The organism is Microbacterium sp. ANT_H45B (assembly GCF_008369345.1).
In the GTDB taxonomy this organism is placed as follows: Bacteria; Actinomycetota; Actinomycetes; order Actinomycetales; family Microbacteriaceae; genus Microbacterium.
In genome coordinates this window covers 426,610-444,212 of sequence record NZ_VOBK01000001.1, presented here as the reverse complement: position 1 = coordinate 444,212, position 17,603 = coordinate 426,610, and the positions used below count along the sequence as shown (strand labels likewise).

Genomic DNA, 17,603 nt, shown 5'->3' with positions numbered 1-17,603 from the left:
AGCGGTCCTTTCGGAACGGCGAGATCAGTAGGCCAGCGAGCGGTCGACGGCCTCGAGGATGCGGTCGGCATCCGGGAGGTAGGTGCCCTCGAGCTTCGCGGGTGGGAACGGGGTGTCGTACCCCGAGACGCGCAGCACCGGTGCCTCGAGGGCGTAGAAGGCGCGCTCCATGACGGTCGCCGCCACCTCGCTGCCGATGCTGGTGAAGCCCGGCGCCTCCTGCGCGTAGACCATGCGACCGGTCTTGCGCACCGAGTTGAGGATGGGCTCGTAGTCGATGGGCGACAGCGAGCGGACGTCGACGACCTCGCAGCTGGTGCCCTCGGACTCGGCGAGCGCCGCCGCCTGCAGCAGGGTCGTGACCATGGCGCCATGACCGACGAGGGTCACGTCGGAGCCGGTGCGCACCACGCGCGACGAGTGCAGCGGCGCCGCGGATCCGGCGAGGTCGACCTCGCCCTTGGGCCAGTAGCGGCTCTTGGGCTCCATGAAGATCACCGGATCGTTCGACGCGATGGCCTCCTGGATCATCCAGTACGCGTCGTTCGGGGTCGACGGCGACACCACACGCAGACCCGGGGTGTGCGCGAAGTAGGCCTCGGGGCTCTCCTGGTGGTGCTCGACGGCACCGATGTGCCCGCCGTACGGGATGCGGATCACGATGGGCAGGCTGAGGTTTCCCTCGTGACGGTTGGTGAGCTTCGCGAGCTGCGTCGTGATCTGGTCGAACGCCGGGAACACGAATCCGTCGAACTGGATCTCGATCACCGGACGGAACCCGACCATCGCGAGTCCGATCGCGGTGCCCACGATCCCGGACTCGGCGAGGGGAGTGTCGAGCACGCGCTGCTCGCCGAAGTCGCGCTGCAGGTGCTCGGTGACGCGGAACACGCCGCCGAGCTTGCCGATGTCCTCACCCATGAGCAGGACCTTGGGGTCATCCTCCATCGCCTTGCGCAGTCCGGCGTTGAGCGCCTTGCTGAACGGCATCGTCTCGAGGGTCACTTGCCGTCTCCTTCGAACGATGCCTCGTACCTCTTGTGCCAGGCCTTCTGCTCCGCGATGAGCGGATGCGGATCGCTGTACACGTGGTCGAAGATCTTGTCGGCTGTCGGGGCGCCGAGCTCGACGCTCCGGGCGCGCAGGTCCTCCGCCGCATCGGCCGCCTCGGCCTCGACGTCGGCGAAGAACTGCGCCGATGCTCCCCGGTTCTCGAGGAAGGCGCGCATCCGGTCGATCGGGTCGCGCAGGGCCCAGGACTGCTCCTCGTCCGAGCCGCGGTACTTGGTGGGGTCGTCGCTGGTGGTGTGCGCACCGAGCCGGTAGGTGACGGCTTCGATCGCCCGGGGTCCGGCCCCGCCCCGCGCCTCGTCGAGGGCGATGCGGGACACCGCGTAGCTGGCGAGCACGTCATTGCCGTCGACCCGGATGCTGGGGATGCCGTAGCCGGCGCTGCGCTCGACGAGCGGCACGCGCGACTGCGTCGACACGGGCACCGAGATCGCCCAGTGGTTGTTCTGCAGGAAGAAGACGGTCGGCGCCTGGTAGCTGGCGGCGAAGACCATGGCTTCGTGCACATCGCCCTGGCTCGATGCCCCATCGCCGTAGTAGACGATGACGGCCTCGTCTCGCTCGGGGTCCCCGGTGCCGGAGCGACCGTCGAAGTTCAGCCCCATCGCGTACCCGGTCGCGTGCAGCACCTGCGAGCCGAGCACGAGCGTGTACAGCCGGGTGTTGCCGTTCTTGGGATCCGTGGGGTCCCATCCGCCGTGCGAGACGCCGCGCATGAGCTTGATGATGTCGACGGGATCGACGCCGCGGATGCGGGTGACCGCGTGCTCCCGGTACGACGGGAAGATCGTGTCCTGCGCACGCGCGGCTCGGGCGGATCCGACCTGCGCGGCCTCCTGCCCCCGGCTCGGCGGCCACAGGGCGAGCTGCCCCTGGCGCTGCAGGTTCGTGGCCTGGGTGTCGATCGCGCGGATGACGACCATGTCGCTGTAGAACTGCTCGAGCTCGGCGTCGCTGATCGCCTCGATCAACGGCAGATAGCGCTCGGCGGCCGGGCTGGGCGTGAAGCGACCGTCCTGATCGAGGACGCGGACGAGTTCAGTCTCTGGCGAGGTCACGGTCCCACGCTACCGGCGTGCGCATGCGTGGTCACGCATACCTAGGACGTCCTCGCATCTGCCGGGAAACCGGAGAACAGGCGGTCTCGGTGCGCCCCGCCGGTCTCGAGGCGAGGTCAGCGGAGGCGGGCGGCGACCTCGAGAACGCGGTCGACCGAGGCCTCCTCGCCCACGGAGATGCGGATGCCGTCGCCGGGGAACGGACGCACGATCAGGTCGGCCGCCACGAACGCGGCCGCCACCGACTCGGTGCGCTCCCCGGTGGGGAGCCAGACGAAGTTCGCCTGGGTGTCCGGGACGTCCCAGCCCTGCGCGCGCAGCCCCTCGAGCAGGCGGGTGCGTCGCTCGACGATCACGGCGACCCGTTCGAAGAGCTCGGCCTCGGCATCGAGGCTCGCGATCGCCGCGTTCTCCGCCGCCGACGTGACCGACAGCGGGATGCCCGTCGTCCGGGCCGCGTCGAGGACCTTCTCGTTGCCGATCGCGTACCCGATGCGCAGACCCGCGAGCCCGTACGCCTTGGAGAAGGTGCGCAGCACGACCACGTTCGGATGCCGTTCGAACACCCGCTCCTCGAGTCCGTCGACCGCATCCGGTGCCGTCACGAACTCGGCGTAGGCCTCGTCGAGGACGATCAGCACGTCGGTCGGCACGCGCTCGACGAAGGTCGCGAACTCGTCGCTGGTGATGATCGGCCCGGTCGGGTTGTTCGGCGTGCAGAGGATGATCGCCCGGGTGCGGTCGGTGACGGCATCCGCCATCGCGTCGAGATCGTGACGCGACTCCGCGGTCAGCGGCACCGGAACCCCGGTCGCGCCGGCGACCAGCGGGAGGCTCGGGTAGGCCTCGAAGGACCGCCACGCGTAGACGACCTCGTCGTCCACGGAGGCGGTGGCGAGGATGAGCTGGTGGAGGATCGACACGCTCCCGGCCGCGACGTGCACCTGGTCGGGCTCGACCGCGTACCGCGCGCCGAGCCGCTCGCGCAGCCGCGTGGCCGTGGCGTCGGGATAGCGGTTGATCGGCGTGGTGTGCTGCAGCGCGGCGGCGACCGAGGGGAGCGGCTCGAACGGGTTCTCGTTGCTCGACAGCTTGTAGGCGTCGGGTCCTGCCTGCTTGCCCTGTCGGTACGGCGCGAGAGCGGCGATGGCGGGACGGATGCGCGGCAGGATCGGGTCGGTCACAAGGATGAGTCTAAGGATCCCGCAGGCCCTGGCGACCACTTTCCCGGAGTAGTACCATTTTGGTATGGCGATGACGGTGAGACTTCCCGAGGAACTCGATGCCCAGCTGAACGCGCTCGCCGAGCGCCGGCACACGTCCAAGCACGCGCTGCTCATCGAGGCCGCAGATCGTTTTCTCCGCGAGGAGGTCACCACCGAACAGGCCGTGACCATCGCACGTGATGTCGCCGATCGGTACTCGGAGCTGATGAAGAAGCTGGAAGACGCGTGACCCGTTACCTCGAGCTTCCGCAGGCGGTCGGGATTCTCGAGGCACTCGGCTTCCATGTCCGGGACATCGGCCTGCTGTCGTCGGCGCTGTCCCGCCCGGGGAGCTCGATGTTCGGTGTGGAGGCGTACGCGGGGCTCGAGCTCAAGGCGGCGTCGCTGCTTTCATCGCTGAGCCAGAATCACCCCCTCTTCGACGGCAACAGGCGGTTCGCCTGGATCATGACCATGACCTTCTTGGAGCTCAACGGGCTGATCATCGACATGGATCTCGAGACGGCGTTCGATCTGATCCTGCGAACTGCCCAGAGCTCCGCGTCACTCGAGGAGATCGCGGACTCACTTCGGGCACACATCCGCTGACTTCTCGCGCCGCGCATGGAAGACTGGCTTCACCATGCGCTTCATCATCCGAGTCGTCGTCAACGCGTTCGCCCTCTGGGTCGTCACGCTGATCCCCGCCCTGCAGGTGCAGATCCGAGCGTTCGCGCCCGGCGAGACCCTGCAGCTCGTGCTGACCCTTCTCGCGGTCGCCGCCATCTTCGCGCTGGTCAACACGATCATCGGCACCGTCGTCAAGATCGTCGCGTTCCCGCTGTACATCCTGACCCTGGGGCTCATCGGCTTCGTCATCAACGGCTTCCTGCTGTGGCTCACCGCCTGGATCACGAGCGGCTTCGGCTGGGGCCTGACGGTCGGCAGCTTCTGGTGGGGTGTGCTCGCCGCGCTGATCATCTCGCTGATCAACGGAGTGTTCGGCTTCATCCTGCGCCCCCAGAGCAAGAAGCAGCGCCGCGACTGAGCGGCGGACAGCGACTGAGTGACGGACACGACCGGCCGGTCACTGCACCCGCTCCGCGTGGTACTCGGTGCGTTCGATGATCTCGGCGTCGGAGAGCTCGTCCCAGAAGCCGTCGAGGGCCTCCACCCTCGGGTCTCCCGAGGCATCCGCCATCGCCGCGGTCTCGGTGTAGGAGTGCAGCAGATGGGTGTCGACCCAGATGTCCTCGATCGTGTCGAGCGGATCCCCCTCCCGCGAGAGGATGACGCTGTCGGGTGACCCCGTGCCCTCGGGCGAACCGCCGCCGGCCAGCGCCGACACCGGGTCATCGGTGTGCCGCAGCTGCACGAGGGTCTGGTCGGGGTCGAGCGTGGGTTCGACCGGGCTCCCCGCCGTGATCTGCACCTGCACGTCGAACTCGCTCTCCATGGACAGATGCCCGGTGACCATGCCGGACTGGGAGTGGGCGACGACGTCGACCTCGTCGCCGGCCTCCGCGCCCGCGGCGGCGAGGGCGTCGACGGTCGCCTGATACGACGCGGAGCGCTTGTTCGTGTACAGCTCGGCGTTGGACTTGAGGTCCCAGGGCTCGCGGCCGCCCCAGCCGACGCTCTGCGTGCCCTTCAAGTAGGCGACGTAGCGGGTGCGTCCGTCGGCATAGGAGTACTTCTCCACCGCCACCTGCGCTCCCTCGGCGGTGGGCATGCGGCGGAAGGCCGCGGCCAGACCGGTGGGGCCGCTCGACGGCGACGAGGTCTTCACGGGGGCGACGGACACCCGATCGGCCGTGCCGGAGAGCGTCTCGCCCGGCAGCACCTTGCCGAACCCCGAGAACACGCCCACCAGCGCCGCCAGTCCGAAGACGTCGCCGTACAGCGCCGGCAGCACCGGGTTGCCGACCAGCCCGTCGAATCGTCGCGTGCGCCAGTCGGCCTCGAGCTGAACGGCCATCGCGCGGATGCGGTCGTCCGACGCGCCGAGCCGTTCCGCCCGGAGTCTCAGCCGATCGGCCACCGCAGGATCCGTCCGTGCGAGCATCTCGGCCTCGGCCCGCAGCTCGACGTACTCGTAGACATCCGCCATGAGCAGCGTGCTCGACACGGCTTCGCGGCATTCCTCCGTCAGCGACGACACGTGCTGGACGGCGCCCCACAGCGCGATCGTGTCGACGTACGCGCTGAACCCCGGTGTGTCGACGATGATCCGCTGCGCACTGTCGAGCGCGACCCGCGCGGCGTCGATGCGCGAGGCGACCCGGTCGAGGCGACCAGCGGCCTCGCGCAGCACCTCGGGATCGATGGAGATCACCCCGCCGTGATCGATCGTCAGCCCGCTCATGCCGCATCGATCCGGGCGACCTCGGCCTCGCGATCGCGGGCGCCCGCCGCCTCTGCGCCCACGCGCCGGGCGATGTCGGCCAGCGTCTCGCGCAACGCCGTCACCCCGCCGGAGTGCCATCGGGTGTCGACGGCGAGACCGCGCAGGGCCGCCGCGGCGTCGTCGAGCGCGTCGATCGCGGCGCGGATCTCGCGGGCGGCCCGCGCCTTGGCCCATGCGGCATCTGCCGAGCTCGTCGGTGCGAGTGCGTAGGAGGAATGCATGCGGCCAGCATCCGCGATCCGGGGGTGCCCGCAGGCCGCGGAATCCCCGATTTCCCGGCCGCGGTGAGCAGTCGGGCGGCGAACGAGGTCGGTGCAGAGGGCGTCGAGACCGCCGGAGTGGCACGCGGGCGTCGCGCGGATCGACGACGAGCGGCAGAATAGGACGGTGACATCCCCGGATCCCTTCCGCGTGATCTTCGTGTGCACGGGGAACATCTGCCGCTCTCCGATGGCCGAGGTCGTCTTCCGCGATCTCGCGGAACGCCAGGGCCTCGGCTCGCGGATCATCTCGCGCAGCGCGGGGACGGGAGACTGGCACCTCGGCGAGCGGGCAGACCACCGCACGCTCGACGCCCTCGCCCGACGGGGGTACGACGGCTCGCAGCATCGGGCGAAGCAGTTCACCTTCGCCTCGTTCGCGGACAACGATCTGGTGGTCGCGCTCGACCGCACCCACGAACGGAACCTGCGCGAATGGGCGCGGGACGAAGACGAAGAGGGCAAGGTCACGCTGCTGCTCGGCTTCGACCCCGGCGCCGTCACCCATGACGTGCCCGATCCGTACTACGCGGGCCCCGAGATGTTCGATTCCGTGCTCGGTATGATTGAGACGGCGACCCGCGGCCTGTTCCGCCAGCTCGAGCCGGCCATCCGTCGGCCCCGCACGCCCCCCTCGCCAGGGGCCCTATCAGGAGGACTCCCCTGACTTTCCAGCCTTCGCTCCCGCCCCAGCCCCTGAGCCCCCTCGACGGTCGCTATCGCGGCGCCGTCACCGGACTCGCCGACTTCCTCTCGGAGGCGGGCCTGAACCGCGCCAGGGTCGAGGTCGAGGTCGAGTGGCTGATCGCTCTCACCGACCGCTCGCTGTTCGAGACGAGCCCGCTGTCGGATGCCGACAAGGAGCGCCTGCGCGCCCTGTACCGCGACTTCGGCCAGGCCGAGATCGACTGGCTCGCGGAGAAGGAGGCCGTCACGCAGCACGATGTGAAGGCCATCGAGTACCTCGTGCGCGACCGCCTGAGCGCACTCGGACTCGACCGGATCGCCGAGCTCACGCACTTCGCCTGCACCAGCGAGGACATCAACTCCGCCTCGTATGCCCTGACCGTCAAGCGCGCGGTCGAGGAGGTCTGGCTGCCCGGCCTCGACGTCGTGATCGCGAAGCTGCGCGAGCTGGCGGCCGAGCACGCCGACGCCCCGATGCTGTCCCGCACGCACGGGCAGCCGGCCACGCCGTCGACGATGGGCAAGGAGATCGCCGTCTTCGCATGGCGCCTCGAGCGCGTGCGCGCGCAGATCGCGGCATCCGACTACCTCGCCAAGTTCTCGGGTGCGACAGGCACCTGGTCCGCGCACATCGCGGCCGATCCCGACGCCGACTGGCCCACGATCTCCCGCGAGTACATCGAAGGCCTCGGGCTCGGCTTCAATCTGCTCACCACGCAGATCGAGTCCCACGACTGGCAGGTCGAGCTGTACGACCGGATCCGTCACGCCGGCGGCATCCTGCACAACCTCGCGACCGACATCTGGACGTACATCTCGCTCGGCTACTTCGAGCAGATCCCCGTCGCCGGCGCGACCGGATCGTCGACCATGCCGCACAAGATCAACCCGATCCGCTTCGAGAACGCCGAGGCGAACCTCGAGATCTCGGGCGCCCTGCTCGCGTCCCTCGGGCAGACGCTGGTGACCAGCCGCCTGCAGCGCGACCTCACGGACTCGACCACCCAGCGCAACATCGGTGTGGCCTTCGGGCACTCGCTGCTCGCGATCGACAACCTGCGCCGGGGCCTGAACGCGATCTCGCTGTCGCGCGATGTCCTGCTCGCCGACCTCGACGTGAACTGGGAGGTCCTCGCCGAGGCGATCCAGACCGTCATCCGCGCCGAGGTCGTCGCCGGTCGATCGTCGATCACCGACCCCTACGCCCTGCTCAAGGAGCTGACCCGCGGCCACCGCGTCGGTGCGGCGGATCTCGCGGAGTTCGTCGAGAAGCTCGAGATCGGGGATGCCGCGAAGCAGCGTCTGCTCGCGCTCACCCCCGCGACCTACACGGGGATCGCGGAGCAGCTCGCCACGTAGTCTGCGCGCTCGGTGCGGGTGGTTCAGCGCATGCATCCGCGCCTTCCGCACGGGCGACATCGCGTAGCGCGCTCTGTGCGGGGTCGATAGCGCACCGCGCGATCTGTGCGGGGTCGATAACGCATCGCAAACAGCCGAATCGGATGCACAAGTGACCCCGCACCGATCAGGGATGCACAAGTGACCCCGCACCGATCCTGACGGGACGTGAGCGTGTCGCATCCGACCGCACCAGGCGGGGTCAATAACGCACCGCGCTCCAGGCGGGGTCAATTACGCACCGCAACAGGCCGAATCGGATGCACAAGTGACCCCGCACCGATCCTGACGGGACGTGAGCGGGTCGCATCCGACCGCACCAGGCGGGGTCAATAACGCACCGCGCTCCAGGCGGGGTCAATTACGCACCGCAACAGGCCGAATCGGATGCACAAGTGACCCCGCACCTATCAGGGCCGCACCAGGCGACCCCGCACCGGGAAAGCCCGTACCGGATCGACGACGCCGCGGACACGGTCGCCCGCGGTTACGAGCGCGGCTCGCCGGAGCGCGGTTCGCCGGAGCGCGCCCCGGCGGAGTCGCGCGGCATGAACGCCGCGGCGAGCAACGTCAAGACCGCCACGATCGCGGCGGCGATGAACACCCAGACGGATGCCGAGATGATGGTCGCCGGATCCTCGGGGCCGGCGCCCCGGGCGATGACCGAGTTCGAGATCGCGCCGAACACGGCCACCCCGAGCGCGCTTCCCGCCGATCGGGCGAAGGCGTTCATGCCGGTGACGGCTCCTCGCTCTCCCCAGCCGACCGAGGCCTGGGCGGCGATGAGCGTGGGTGCCGCGGTCCACCCCAGACCGAACCCGAGCACGAACGCGACGGCTGCGATCGAGAACGGGTTGGGCCAGGGCGACACCACCGCGAGAGCGATCGCCGCGACGGCTGTGATCGACATGCCCGTGAGCGCGGTGCGGCGGAACCCGATGCGCAGATACAGGCGTCCGGAGTTCGCCGCAGCCAGCGGCCACCCGAGGGTCAGCGCCGCCACCGCGAGCCCCGACAGCAGCGGGGCGATGCCGATCGACCCTTCGAGATAGGCGGGTGCGAAGCTCGTGACGCCCGTCATGAGTGCACCGACGCCGAGCGACACGATCGTGGTCGTGAGGATGAGCGGACGAGCGGCCAGCCGCAGGTCGACGATCGGCTCTGCGGCCCGCCGTTCGACGACCCCGAACACGATCAGCGCCAGCACTCCGAGCCCGAAGCAGATCGCGCTGGGCACGGAGATCCAGGCCCAGGCGTTGCCGCCCTCGAGCATCCCGAGGATCAGGCCGGTGAGTCCGATGGTGAGCAGCACGGCTCCGGCGTAGTCGATTCGGTGCCGCTGTGTCTGCTTCTCTTCGTGGTACCTGCGCAGCAGCATCCACCCCGCGATCAGGCACAGCGGGATGTTGACCCAGAAGATCCACCGCCACGCGTCGAGCTGGGCGAAGATCCCGCCGAGCGCGGGGCCGACCACCGAGGAGATCGCCCAGACCGAGGCGATATAGCCCTGCACCTTGGCCCGCTCGGCGACCGTGTAGATGTCGCCGACGATCGTCATCGACATCGGCGCGACGGCCCCGGCACCGAGGCCCTGGATGATCCGGAAGACGATCAGTGCGGTCATGCTCCAGGCGAACCCCGACAGCACCGAGCCGAGCAGGAAGAGTCCGATGCCGAGCAGGATGATCGGCTTGCGACCCACGGTGTCGGCGAAGCGCGAGTAGATCGGCACGCTGACCGCCTGCGCGAGGAGATACACCGAGAAGAGCCACGGGAACTGCTGGTAGCTGCCGAGATCGCGGACGATGCTGGGCACCGCCGTCGCGAGGATCGTCGCGTCGATCGCGATGAGTCCGGTGGCGAGCATGAGCGCACCGAGCACCGGACCACGCGTCGAGCGGAGTCCGACGGAGGCGCGATCGATCGAGGCAGTCACTACAGGCACAAGCGGCGGGGACCCGCGACTATTCCGGATGAATGCCGGAGACTCCCGGGCTGCGGGGTCGATCGTGCAGCGCACGCTCCCTGTGGGGTCAATAACGCATCGGAAACTGCGGAATCAGGTGCGAAAGTGACCCCGCACCGCAACGAGTCAGAAAGGGGCGGAGCGGATCAGGCGGAGCGGATCAGACGGAGCGGATCAGGCGGAGTCGGCGCGACCGGGCTTGTCGGCGTCGGGCTCGTCGGGGGTCTCGGCGTCGTAGAGCACCGGACGATCGACGGTCTTGGTGACCTCAGCCGGATCGACGACGAGGATCAGCATCGCGAGGAACAGCAGCGTCACGATGAACGCCCCGCCGCCGACCACGAGCCCCAGGGCGATCGGAGTCAGGCCGTCGTAGGTGCCGTTCGCGATGGCGCTGTTCACCCGCGCCGTGAAGGCGCCGGTCGACACGAGCGTCACGACCGCCGCGAACACGCCGCAGGCGAGCGCGATCCCCAGCAGGTGCAGCGGGCGCAGAATGTCGCGCCGCGTGGGCTTCTCGTCGCTCATCGCTCTCCTCCGTGCCCGGTGGGGGCGGGGTCGTTCTCGATCGTCTGCGGATCGGCGACCGCGTCGTCGCCCTTCGGGCTGAGCCCCGCGATGGCGAGGAAGACCGCGACGATCGCCGCATATCCGCCGAACATGCCGACGCCGAGGATGATGCCGGTGAGTTCGAACTCGCCGGCCCCCTCGATCGCGTAGGGCTGCACGAAGCCCGCGGGGATCGCGAGCAGCAGCACGGCGAGCAGGAGTCCGAACGCACCGAGGGTGAGGGAGTCGCGCGCCGCGACGTCGCCCGTCCGTCGACCGCGCAGGCCCACGACGAGCTCGAGGATGCCGGTGGCAGCGGCCCAGGCGATCATGACGACGAAGAAGACGTCTTCGGTGCGCCAGGCCGGCACCCCCGCCGTCATTCCGGCGACGAAGCCGAGCAGCGCCCAGACGATGGCGGGCCAGCGCTGCCCTGCCGGGTACACGAGCCATGCGGCGAGCAGCATCACGAGACCGGTCGTCAGCACGAACCCGCTGAACACCGAGAGCCCGACGGCCGCGGAGTGGTCAGGAGAGAACGTGATCATCACCGCGGCGGCCGCGGCGAAGAGCGCGCGCAGCAACTGGACGTGACGCACGGTGAACGTGCGGGCAGGGGCAGACATGACGATGCAGGGTCCTCCGAGGTGTTCCCCCCAGTCTACGCGGGGGTGCGGAGTGGGTCAGACCCGGAAGAGAGGTGTTCGCGGGGCCCGATGGATCTCCCCAGATCGATCATCAGGCCCCGCGACAGAACGCAGCGACGGGGGCGACACTGCGTCGAGGCTCGGATTCGTCGTGAGTTCGGGCACCCTGCCCACGACTGTCCGCGCCAAAGACCCCAGAAATAGCACCTCGTACCCCTACGCGATGCTGGTGTGGTCGTAAGCTCACTGTAGAACTCGATTCTTCACATACCGGAGGGGGTGCTGTGATGGGTTTGGAAACGGGGATCCGCCGGTATGCCGACGCCTTCGCAGGCTCGCTCCGTGATGCGATCAATGCGCGTGGATTGACTCTGGCGAAGCTGCACGAACTGCTGCGCGCCCGGGGCAACAGTGTGTCGATGGCGACGCTCAGCTACTGGCGGTCGGGGGCGCGTCGCCCCGAGGGCGCGCAGTCGATGGCGGCACTGGGCGACATCGAGCAGCTCCTGCATCTCGCCCCGGGATCGCTCACCGGCCTGCTGGGCTCGACCAACCGCACCGGCCCGCTCGGACCCAGTCAGTTCCCCCTCGACGAGGAAGAACTCGAACAGGCCGTGAAGGACGCGTACGCCGCCCTCGGCGCGGAATACCCCGACACGACCCGCGAGCTCACCACGCATTCCGTGACGGACGTCGACGCGGCGGGCAACGTCGCGTACTCGATCACCCGCAGCATCCTGCAGGCGACGGTCGGCACCGCCACGTCCACGCCGTTCCTCGAGATCACTCCCGGCATCAGCACGCCTGCCCCGATCATCAGAGCGGTGTCGGGCGGACGCATCTCGGCGCACTACTCCCACCCGAACGGCGAGGTGCACGGCGTGCTGTTCGAGTTCGATGCGCCGCTGACCGCGCCGGCGACCGCGATGGTCGAATGGTCGGTCGAGTACCCCGCGGGTTATCCGCCGCAGCGCGAGACGGGGCATGCCATGGCGCGACAGTGCCGGGAACTGCTCGTCTGGACGCGATTCCACCCCGACGCCCTGCCCGACCGCATCGAAGAGCGCGTCGAGACTCCCGCCGGGGTGACGACGACCGAGCTGTCGCTCGAAGGTCGCGGGTCTGTGCACCAGGTGCGCCGCGCGTTCGGTCCGGGGGCGCTCGGCGTCAGCTGGAGCTACGCCGACGGTCGCTGACGGCCATCGCGCCGAGCACGGCCGTCGCCCCGGCTACGCGACTGCCGGCGGGATGCCGCCGCCTCAGGCGGGTCGGTCGCCGGTCGCGACCGGGCGGCCCGGCGTGTTCGACCACTGGCTCCAGGAACCGGGGAACACCTTCGCCGCGATGCCGACCTCGTCGAGCACCAGCGCGGTGTGCGCGGCGGTGATCCCCGATCCGCAGTACGCCGCCACCGGCGTGCCCTCGGTCACCCCGACCTTCGCGAAGGTGGCCTGCAGGGTGTGCAGGTCGAGGATCCGTCCCTCGGGATCCAGGTGCGCCGCCATCGGCAGGTTCACCGCACCCGGGATGTGACCGGCGACCGGGTCGAGCGGCTCGTGCTCCCCGCGGTACCGCTCGGGAGCGCGCACATCGAGCAGGATTCCGTTCTCGGGAAAGGCCGCGGCCTCGTCGATCGAGATCGCATCGCCCCCGATCTCGGCCAGCACCACGTCTCCGGCGTCGACCCGTACGTCGTCCGTCGCGAGGGGAAGGCCGGCCGCGATCCACGCACGGAGGCCGCCGTCGAGCACTCGGACCTCGACACCCGCCTGACGCAGCAGCCACCAGGCGCGGGAAGCGCTCAGGCCCTTCGCGTCGTCGTATGCGATCACGAGATCGCCCCGGCGCACGCCCCAGCGGCGCGCGGCATCCTGCAGGATCCGCGTGGAGGGGAGCGGATGCCGTCCCTCCGACGCCTCCCCGTGCGTGGCGAGCTCGGTGGCGAGCGGCACGTAGACCGCCCCGGGGATGTGTCCGTCGAGGTACTCCGCGTGACCGTCCGGTCGGTCGAGGCGCCAGCGCACGTCGATCACCCTGACGGGTGCCCCCGAGGACTGCAGTGCGCTCAGCTGCTCGGCGCTCACGAAGTTGCTCATGCTGCGAGGGTACCGAGAGCGGTGCCGGATGCCGCATCCGCCGGGCACTAGGCTCGATCCGGCCGCGTCGAGAAAGGACCCGCATGTCCACTCGATTCCGCTGGATGGAGCTGCGTCGACAGGAGGTCGCGCTCATCGCCGTGACGGCGGTCTGGGGCGGCACCTTCCTGCTCGTGCACTGGGCGATGCAGCACTCAGGGCCCTGGTTCTTCGTCGGCCTCCGGTTCCTCGTCGCCGGGGTGATCAGCATCGTCATCTTCCGGAGCGCTCTCCGCGGCATCCGCTGGCGCGACATCGGGGCGGGAGTCGCGATCGGCGTGATGATCTACCTGGGCTACGGACTGCAGACCGTAGGGCTGCAGACCATCGACTCGAGCACGTCGGCCTTCATCACCGCGATGTACATCCCGCTCGTGCCGCTCGCGCAGTGGGCGGTGTTCCGCAAGCGCCCGCCGGCCATGGCGTTCGTGGGCGCGGGACTCGCGTTCCTCGGCCTGCTGCTCATCGCCGGCCCCGACGCGTTCGCGCTGACGCTGGGATCGGGCGAGATCCTCACGATGATCAGCACTCTGCCGATCGCGGCCGAGATCATCCTGATCAGCGTGTTCGCCGGCAGGATCGACCTCGGCCGGATCACGATCATCCAGCTCCTCACCGCCGGTGCGCTCGGCATCCTGACCATGCCGGTCGTCGGTGAAGGGCTCCCCGAGTTCTCCTGGATCTGGGTCGGATGCGCGGTCGGGCTCGGGGCGGCGAGCTGCATCATCCAGCTCACGATGAACTGGGCGCAGAAGTCGGTCTCGCCGACCCGCGCGACGATCATCTACGCGGGCGAGCCGGTGTGGGCGGCCGCGATCGGGCGTATCGCCGGCGAGCGCCTGCCCGCTACGGCGCTGATCGGCGGCGCACTCGTCGTGCTCGGCATCCTGGCCAGCGAGCTCCGACTCGTGCGCCGCCGTGATCGGGCCGTCGAGGGTCGGCTCAGACCGTGAGCAGCACCTTGGTGGCGCGGCGCTCGTCCATGGCGCGATAGCCCTCGGCGGCGTCCTCGAGCGGCAGCGTGAGGTCGAACACCCTGCCGGGGTCGATCCTGCGATCCCAGATGAACTGGATCAGCTCGGGGAGGAAGCGACGGACCGGAGCCGGGCCGCCGTGCAGGTGCACGCCCGAGAAGAAGAGCTCCTCGCCGGGCAGCGCGACGTCGTGCGAGACGCCGACGTACCCGACATGACCGCCGGGGCGGGTCGCGCGGATCGCCTGCATCATCGACTCCTGCGTGCCGACCGCCTCGATCACCGAGTGCGCGCCGAGCCCGTTCGTGAGCTCCTTGATGCGGGCCACGCCCTCGTCTCCGCGCTCCTCCACGATGTCGGTCGCACCGAACTCGCGCGCCAGCACCTGGCGCTCGGCATGACGGCTCATCGCGATGATCCGCTCGGCGCCGAGCTCACGCGCGGCGAGGATGCCGAGCAGCCCCACCGCCCCGTCGCCGACGACGGCGACGGTCTTGCCGGGCCCGACCTCGGCGGCGACGGCCGCGAACCAGCCGGTGCCCAGCGCGTCGGATGCCGCGAGCAGCGACGGGATCAGATCGGCGTCGGGCTGCCCCGGCGTCGCGACGAGCGTGCCGTCGGCGTGCGGGATCAGCGAGTACTCGGCCTGGGTGCCGAACCGGCCCATCGGCACGACATGCACGCAGCGGGACTGGTATCCGGCCCGGCAGATCTCGCAGGTGTTGTCCGAGGCCATGAACGACCCGACGACGAAGTCGCCGATCTTCACGGTCTTCACATCGGCGCCGACCTCTTCGACGACGCCGACGTACTCGTGGCCCATCGGGTCGTGATCGACTTCGTTGGCGCCCCGATAGGGCCACAGGTCGGATCCGCAGATGCAGGTCGCGGCGATCCGGATCACGGCATCGGTCGGACGGGTGATCGTCGGCTTCTCGCGGTCCTCGACGCGAACGTCGCCGGGTGCGTACATGACTACTCCACGCATGAGTGGTGCTCCTTCGGTGTTGTGCGTCCAGTCAACTCCTTCCGTCGCGTCCGCGGGAGGCTCTGACAAGACACCCTTCGCGGGAATAGACGCGCGCACATCGCGTTTCATCCCACATGATTGAAACTTCAACCGTCGTTCCGGTCGCCACGGAGCGCACGCGGGTGCGCGTGCCGATGCGCTTCGCCGACGGGTTCTCCACCGCCGCAGACGTCGTGACGTTCGACGGGCTGGTCGACGGCCGCGAGCACCTGCTCCTGGGCCTCGGCGACTGGAAGGGCGCGCTCGATCGCGCGGCGGACGGCGCAGATGCACCGCTCGTGCGCCCGCACAGCGAATGCCTGACCGGCGATGTCTTCGGATCCGAGCGCTGCGACTGCGGTCCGCAGCTGCGAGAGGCCGTCGAGCGCATCGCCGAGGAGGGCGGATTCCTGCTCTACCTGCGCCAGGAGGGCCGAGGCATCGGCCTGTACGCCAAGCTCGACGCCTACGCGCTGCAGGACGCAGGGCTCGACACCTACGAGGCGAACGTGGCCCTCGGCCGCGGTGAGGACGAGCGCGACTACACGGTCGCGGCGCAGATGCTGCACGCGGTGGGCGCCGACCGCATCCGCCTGCTGAGCAACAACCCCGACAAGGCGGCGCAGCTGGAATCCCTCGGCATCCGTGTGACCGAGCACGTGCGCACCGGTGTGCACCTGTCGGACGCGAACCACCGCTACCTCGAGGCCAAGCGCGACCACACCGCGCACACGCTCGATCTCTCCGCCGCGTGATGGTCGACAGCGTCGTGAGCGAGCGCCCTGCGAGCGACCGACGGCTCGACGACACCGAGATGCAGACCTGGCTGCCGACCATCCGGTTCGTCCAGTTGCTGCCGCAGGTGCTCGATCGCGCGCTGAAGGCGGAGACCGGACTCAAGCACGCCCACTACGCGATCCTCGTGACGCTGGCGGGCCAGGACGACCGCGCGATCCCGATGACCGAGCTCGCGCAGATCGCCGGACTCAGCCGCTCGCGGCTCAGCCATGCCATCGACTCGCTCGAAGAGCTCGGCTGGGTGACGCGCACCTCGTGCAGCACGGACAAGCGCACGCTGACCGCCGCTCTGACGGATGCCGGTCGCGAACTGCTCCGGGGAGCAGCCCCCGTGCACGTGGCGCAGATCCGTGAGCTGATCTTCGACCCGCTCACGGACGCAGAGCGGGAGCAGCTCGGCGCCATCCTCACCAAGCTGCTCCCGGGTGTGACTGCGGCGTTCTGAGTCAGGCCTCGGGGAGGTGAGGGAGTGCCTGGCACTACCTCCCTTCATCCCGCGAGGGGGCGTACCGTCGATCACATGGACACCCGCACCGAGGTCCGCGAATTCCTCTCGTCGAGGCGCGACCGCATCACCCCCGATCAGGCGGGCCTGCCCGCATACGGCGGCAACCGTCGCGTACCGGGGCTCCGCCGCGAAGAGGTGGCGATGCTCGCCGGCGTCAGCGTCGACTACTACACCCGCCTCGAGCGCGGCGATCTCTCCGGTGTCTCCGACACGGTGCTCGACGCGCTCGCCCGCGCCCTGCGGCTCGACGAGGCCGAGACGGCGCACCTGTTCGACCTCGCCCGCACGGCCAACGTCTCACCGGTCGCCCGCACGCCGCGCAAGAAGACCGCGACGCTGCGGCCCAGCATCCTGCGCCTGCTCGACGCGATGACAGAGGCGCCCGCGATCGTGCGCAACAACTACTTCGACTACCTCGCGGCGAACGCGCTGGGCCGCGCCCTCTATGCCCCACTGTTCACGACCCCGGTGCCCAACAGCGCCCGCTTCGCGTTCCTCGATCCGGCGGCGCAGGAGTTCTACCCCGAGTGGGAGCGCAACACCCAGGAGCTCGTGGCCGCGATGCGCGGCGAAGCCGGACGCAACCCGTTCGACCGCACGCTCACCGATCTCGTGGGCGAGCTGTCGACGCGCAGCGAGCGGTTCCGCACGCTGTGGGCCGCGCACAACGTGCGCTTCCACCGCAGCGGCGTCAAGAGGATCAACCACCCCGTCGTCGGCGAGATGGAACTCACCTACGAGGCCTTCGAGCTGCCGGCCGATCCCGGTCTGCAGATGTCGACCTACACGGCGGAGCCGGGCTCAGCATCCGAGGAGAAGCTGCGGATGCTCGCCAGCTGGGCGGCGACGGATGCCGCGGCATCTTCTGCGACCGCGTCGGCGGAGCGCGCCGACGCGTGAGCGGAGCTTTCTGCTCTGAGCAGAACGGCTC

20 protein-coding genes are annotated in these 17,603 nt (G+C 69.5%); 10 read left to right on the top strand and 10 right to left on the bottom strand.

Going from position 1 to position 17,603, the window contains the following annotated elements:
• Nucleotides 1-24: 24 nt before the first annotated feature.
• The 3 genes from FQ142_RS02155 to FQ142_RS02145 all read right to left on the bottom strand — a co-directional run bounded on the left by FQ142_RS02155 (nt 25) and on the right by FQ142_RS02145 (nt 3,313).
• Complete coding sequence (locus FQ142_RS02155; protein ID WP_045252879.1) at nt 25-990, bottom strand: alpha-ketoacid dehydrogenase subunit beta; 966 nt, start codon at nt 988-990, stop codon at nt 25-27.
• An 11-nt stretch (nt 991-1,001) separates the two neighbouring features.
• A complete protein-coding gene (locus FQ142_RS02150; protein ID WP_149422031.1) occupies nt 1,002-2,129 on the bottom strand; it encodes a thiamine pyrophosphate-dependent dehydrogenase E1 component subunit alpha in 1,128 nt (375 codons plus the stop codon).
• A gap of 116 nt (nt 2,130-2,245) precedes the next feature.
• Complete coding sequence (locus FQ142_RS02145; protein ID WP_149422030.1) at nt 2,246-3,313, bottom strand: histidinol-phosphate transaminase; 1,068 nt, start codon at nt 3,311-3,313, stop codon at nt 2,246-2,248.
• 64 nt (nt 3,314-3,377) lie between these two features.
• Between FQ142_RS02145 and FQ142_RS02140 the strand changes: the two genes are divergently transcribed.
• The 3 genes from FQ142_RS02140 to FQ142_RS02130 are packed head-to-tail and all read left to right on the top strand — an operon-like array spanning nt 3,378 to nt 4,382.
• Nucleotides 3,378-3,584 (top strand): ribbon-helix-helix protein, CopG family, encoded by a 207-nt coding sequence (locus tag FQ142_RS02140; RefSeq protein ID WP_056414710.1) that lies wholly within the window; start codon nt 3,378-3,380, stop codon nt 3,582-3,584.
• Nucleotides 3,581-3,943, top strand: coding sequence for a type II toxin-antitoxin system death-on-curing family toxin (locus tag FQ142_RS02135; RefSeq protein ID WP_149422029.1), 363 nt, complete (start codon nt 3,581-3,583; stop codon nt 3,941-3,943). Before FQ142_RS02140 ends, FQ142_RS02135 begins: the two co-directional genes overlap by 4 nt.
• Before the next feature lie 34 nt (nt 3,944-3,977).
• Nucleotides 3,978-4,382: a phage holin family protein gene (locus FQ142_RS02130; protein ID WP_045252860.1), complete on the top strand. Its 405-nt coding sequence runs from the start codon at nt 3,978-3,980 to the stop codon at nt 4,380-4,382.
• Nucleotides 4,383-4,421: 39 nt separating this feature from the next.
• Here the strand turns inward: FQ142_RS02130 and FQ142_RS02125 are convergent, their stop codons facing one another.
• Together FQ142_RS02125 and FQ142_RS02120 are read right to left on the bottom strand one after the other, a co-directional pair.
• Nucleotides 4,422-5,699 (bottom strand): hypothetical protein, encoded by a 1,278-nt coding sequence (locus tag FQ142_RS02125; protein WP_149422028.1) that lies wholly within the window; start codon nt 5,697-5,699, stop codon nt 4,422-4,424.
• The gene (locus FQ142_RS02120; protein WP_149422027.1) at nt 5,696-5,962 is read right to left on the bottom strand and encodes a hypothetical protein; all 267 of its coding nucleotides are present in this window, start codon (nt 5,960-5,962) and stop codon (nt 5,696-5,698) included. Before FQ142_RS02120 ends, FQ142_RS02125 begins: the two co-directional genes overlap by 4 nt.
• A 166-nt stretch (nt 5,963-6,128) precedes the next feature.
• Between FQ142_RS02120 and FQ142_RS02115 the strand changes: the two genes are divergently transcribed.
• Nucleotides 6,129-6,668, top strand: a complete 540-nt coding sequence (locus FQ142_RS02115) for a low molecular weight protein-tyrosine-phosphatase (RefSeq protein ID WP_262492028.1) — start codon at nt 6,129-6,131, stop codon at nt 6,666-6,668.
• Nucleotides 6,665-8,047, top strand: coding sequence for an adenylosuccinate lyase (purB, locus tag FQ142_RS02110; protein WP_149422026.1), 1,383 nt, complete (start codon nt 6,665-6,667; stop codon nt 8,045-8,047). Before FQ142_RS02115 ends, purB begins: the two co-directional genes overlap by 4 nt.
• A 526-nt stretch (nt 8,048-8,573) precedes the next feature.
• On the opposite strand, the gene FQ142_RS02105 is transcribed toward purB, so the two are convergent.
• The 3 genes from FQ142_RS02105 to FQ142_RS02095 form a co-directional block, all read right to left on the bottom strand.
• A complete protein-coding gene (locus FQ142_RS02105; RefSeq protein ID WP_188042271.1) occupies nt 8,574-10,022 on the bottom strand; it encodes an MFS transporter in 1,449 nt (482 codons plus the stop codon).
• A 204-nt stretch (nt 10,023-10,226) separates the two neighbouring features.
• Nucleotides 10,227-10,580 carry a hypothetical protein gene (locus tag FQ142_RS02100; RefSeq protein ID WP_056414691.1) on the bottom strand — a complete coding sequence of 118 codons (354 nt, stop codon included), beginning with the start codon at nt 10,578-10,580 and terminating at the stop codon, nt 10,227-10,229.
• The gene (locus FQ142_RS02095; protein ID WP_149422025.1) at nt 10,577-11,227 is read right to left on the bottom strand and encodes an acyl-CoA synthetase; all 651 of its coding nucleotides are present in this window, start codon (nt 11,225-11,227) and stop codon (nt 10,577-10,579) included. Before FQ142_RS02095 ends, FQ142_RS02100 begins: the two co-directional genes overlap by 4 nt.
• Nucleotides 11,228-11,535: 308 nt before the next feature.
• Between FQ142_RS02095 and FQ142_RS02090 the strand changes: the two genes are divergently transcribed.
• Nucleotides 11,536-12,444 carry a hypothetical protein gene (locus FQ142_RS02090; protein WP_149422024.1) on the top strand — a complete coding sequence of 303 codons (909 nt, stop codon included), beginning with the start codon at nt 11,536-11,538 and terminating at the stop codon, nt 12,442-12,444.
• Nucleotides 12,445-12,507: 63 nt separating this feature from the next.
• On the opposite strand, the gene FQ142_RS02085 is transcribed toward FQ142_RS02090, so the two are convergent.
• Nucleotides 12,508-13,344, bottom strand: coding sequence for a sulfurtransferase (locus FQ142_RS02085; RefSeq protein WP_149422023.1), 837 nt, complete (start codon nt 13,342-13,344; stop codon nt 12,508-12,510).
• Nucleotides 13,345-13,427: 83 nt separating this feature from the next.
• Between FQ142_RS02085 and FQ142_RS02080 the strand changes: the two genes are divergently transcribed.
• A complete protein-coding gene (locus FQ142_RS02080; RefSeq protein ID WP_262492027.1) occupies nt 13,428-14,336 on the top strand; it encodes a DMT family transporter in 909 nt (302 codons plus the stop codon).
• On the opposite strand, the gene FQ142_RS02075 is transcribed toward FQ142_RS02080, so the two are convergent.
• Entirely contained in the window at nt 14,326-15,345 is a 1,020-nt protein-coding gene (locus tag FQ142_RS02075) for a zinc-dependent alcohol dehydrogenase family protein (RefSeq protein WP_149422022.1), read from the bottom strand. The two genes, FQ142_RS02080 and FQ142_RS02075, sit on opposite strands and share 11 nt — an antisense overlap.
• 116 nt (nt 15,346-15,461) lie before the next feature.
• Between FQ142_RS02075 and FQ142_RS02070 the strand changes: the two genes are divergently transcribed.
• The 3 genes from FQ142_RS02070 to FQ142_RS02060 all read left to right on the top strand — a co-directional run bounded on the left by FQ142_RS02070 (nt 15,462) and on the right by FQ142_RS02060 (nt 17,572).
• Complete coding sequence (locus FQ142_RS02070) at nt 15,462-16,121, top strand: GTP cyclohydrolase II (protein ID WP_149422021.1); 660 nt, start codon at nt 15,462-15,464, stop codon at nt 16,119-16,121.
• A 14-nt stretch (nt 16,122-16,135) separates the two neighbouring features.
• Nucleotides 16,136-16,609 carry a MarR family winged helix-turn-helix transcriptional regulator gene (locus FQ142_RS02065; RefSeq protein WP_262492026.1) on the top strand — a complete coding sequence of 158 codons (474 nt, stop codon included), beginning with the start codon at nt 16,136-16,138 and terminating at the stop codon, nt 16,607-16,609.
• 75 nt (nt 16,610-16,684) lie between these two features.
• Nucleotides 16,685-17,572: a helix-turn-helix transcriptional regulator gene (locus tag FQ142_RS02060; protein ID WP_149422019.1), complete on the top strand. Its 888-nt coding sequence runs from the start codon at nt 16,685-16,687 to the stop codon at nt 17,570-17,572.
• The last annotated feature ends 31 nt before the right edge of the window (nt 17,573-17,603 follow it).

What these genes read in the sequence shown, in the direction of transcription:
- FQ142_RS02130 (WP_045252860.1), top strand. Translation starts at nt 3,978, where the DNA reads ATGCGCTTCATCATCCGAGTCGTCGTCAACGCGTTCGCCCTCTGGGTC.
- FQ142_RS02085 (WP_149422023.1), bottom strand. Translation starts at nt 13,344, where the DNA reads ATGAGCAACTTCGTGAGCGCCGAGCAGCTGAGCGCACTGCAGTCCTCG.
- FQ142_RS02100 (WP_056414691.1), bottom strand. Translation starts at nt 10,580, where the DNA reads ATGAGCGACGAGAAGCCCACGCGGCGCGACATTCTGCGCCCGCTGCAC.
- FQ142_RS02095 (WP_149422025.1), bottom strand. Translation starts at nt 11,227, where the DNA reads ATGTCTGCCCCTGCCCGCACGTTCACCGTGCGTCACGTCCAGTTGCTG.
- FQ142_RS02080 (WP_262492027.1), top strand. Translation starts at nt 13,428, where the DNA reads ATGTCCACTCGATTCCGCTGGATGGAGCTGCGTCGACAGGAGGTCGCG.
- FQ142_RS02155 (WP_045252879.1), bottom strand. Translation starts at nt 990, where the DNA reads ATGCCGTTCAGCAAGGCGCTCAACGCCGGACTGCGCAAGGCGATGGAG.
- FQ142_RS02090 (WP_149422024.1), top strand. Translation starts at nt 11,536, where the DNA reads ATGGGTTTGGAAACGGGGATCCGCCGGTATGCCGACGCCTTCGCAGGC.
- FQ142_RS02125 (WP_149422028.1), bottom strand. Translation starts at nt 5,699, where the DNA reads ATGAGCGGGCTGACGATCGATCACGGCGGGGTGATCTCCATCGATCCC.
- FQ142_RS02140 (WP_056414710.1), top strand. Translation starts at nt 3,378, where the DNA reads ATGGCGATGACGGTGAGACTTCCCGAGGAACTCGATGCCCAGCTGAAC.
- FQ142_RS02075 (WP_149422022.1), bottom strand. Translation starts at nt 15,345, where the DNA reads ATGCGTGGAGTAGTCATGTACGCACCCGGCGACGTTCGCGTCGAGGAC.
- FQ142_RS02060 (WP_149422019.1), top strand. Translation starts at nt 16,685, where the DNA reads ATGGACACCCGCACCGAGGTCCGCGAATTCCTCTCGTCGAGGCGCGAC.
- FQ142_RS02070 (WP_149422021.1), top strand. Translation starts at nt 15,462, where the DNA reads ATGATTGAAACTTCAACCGTCGTTCCGGTCGCCACGGAGCGCACGCGG.
- FQ142_RS02120 (WP_149422027.1), bottom strand. Translation starts at nt 5,962, where the DNA reads ATGCATTCCTCCTACGCACTCGCACCGACGAGCTCGGCAGATGCCGCA.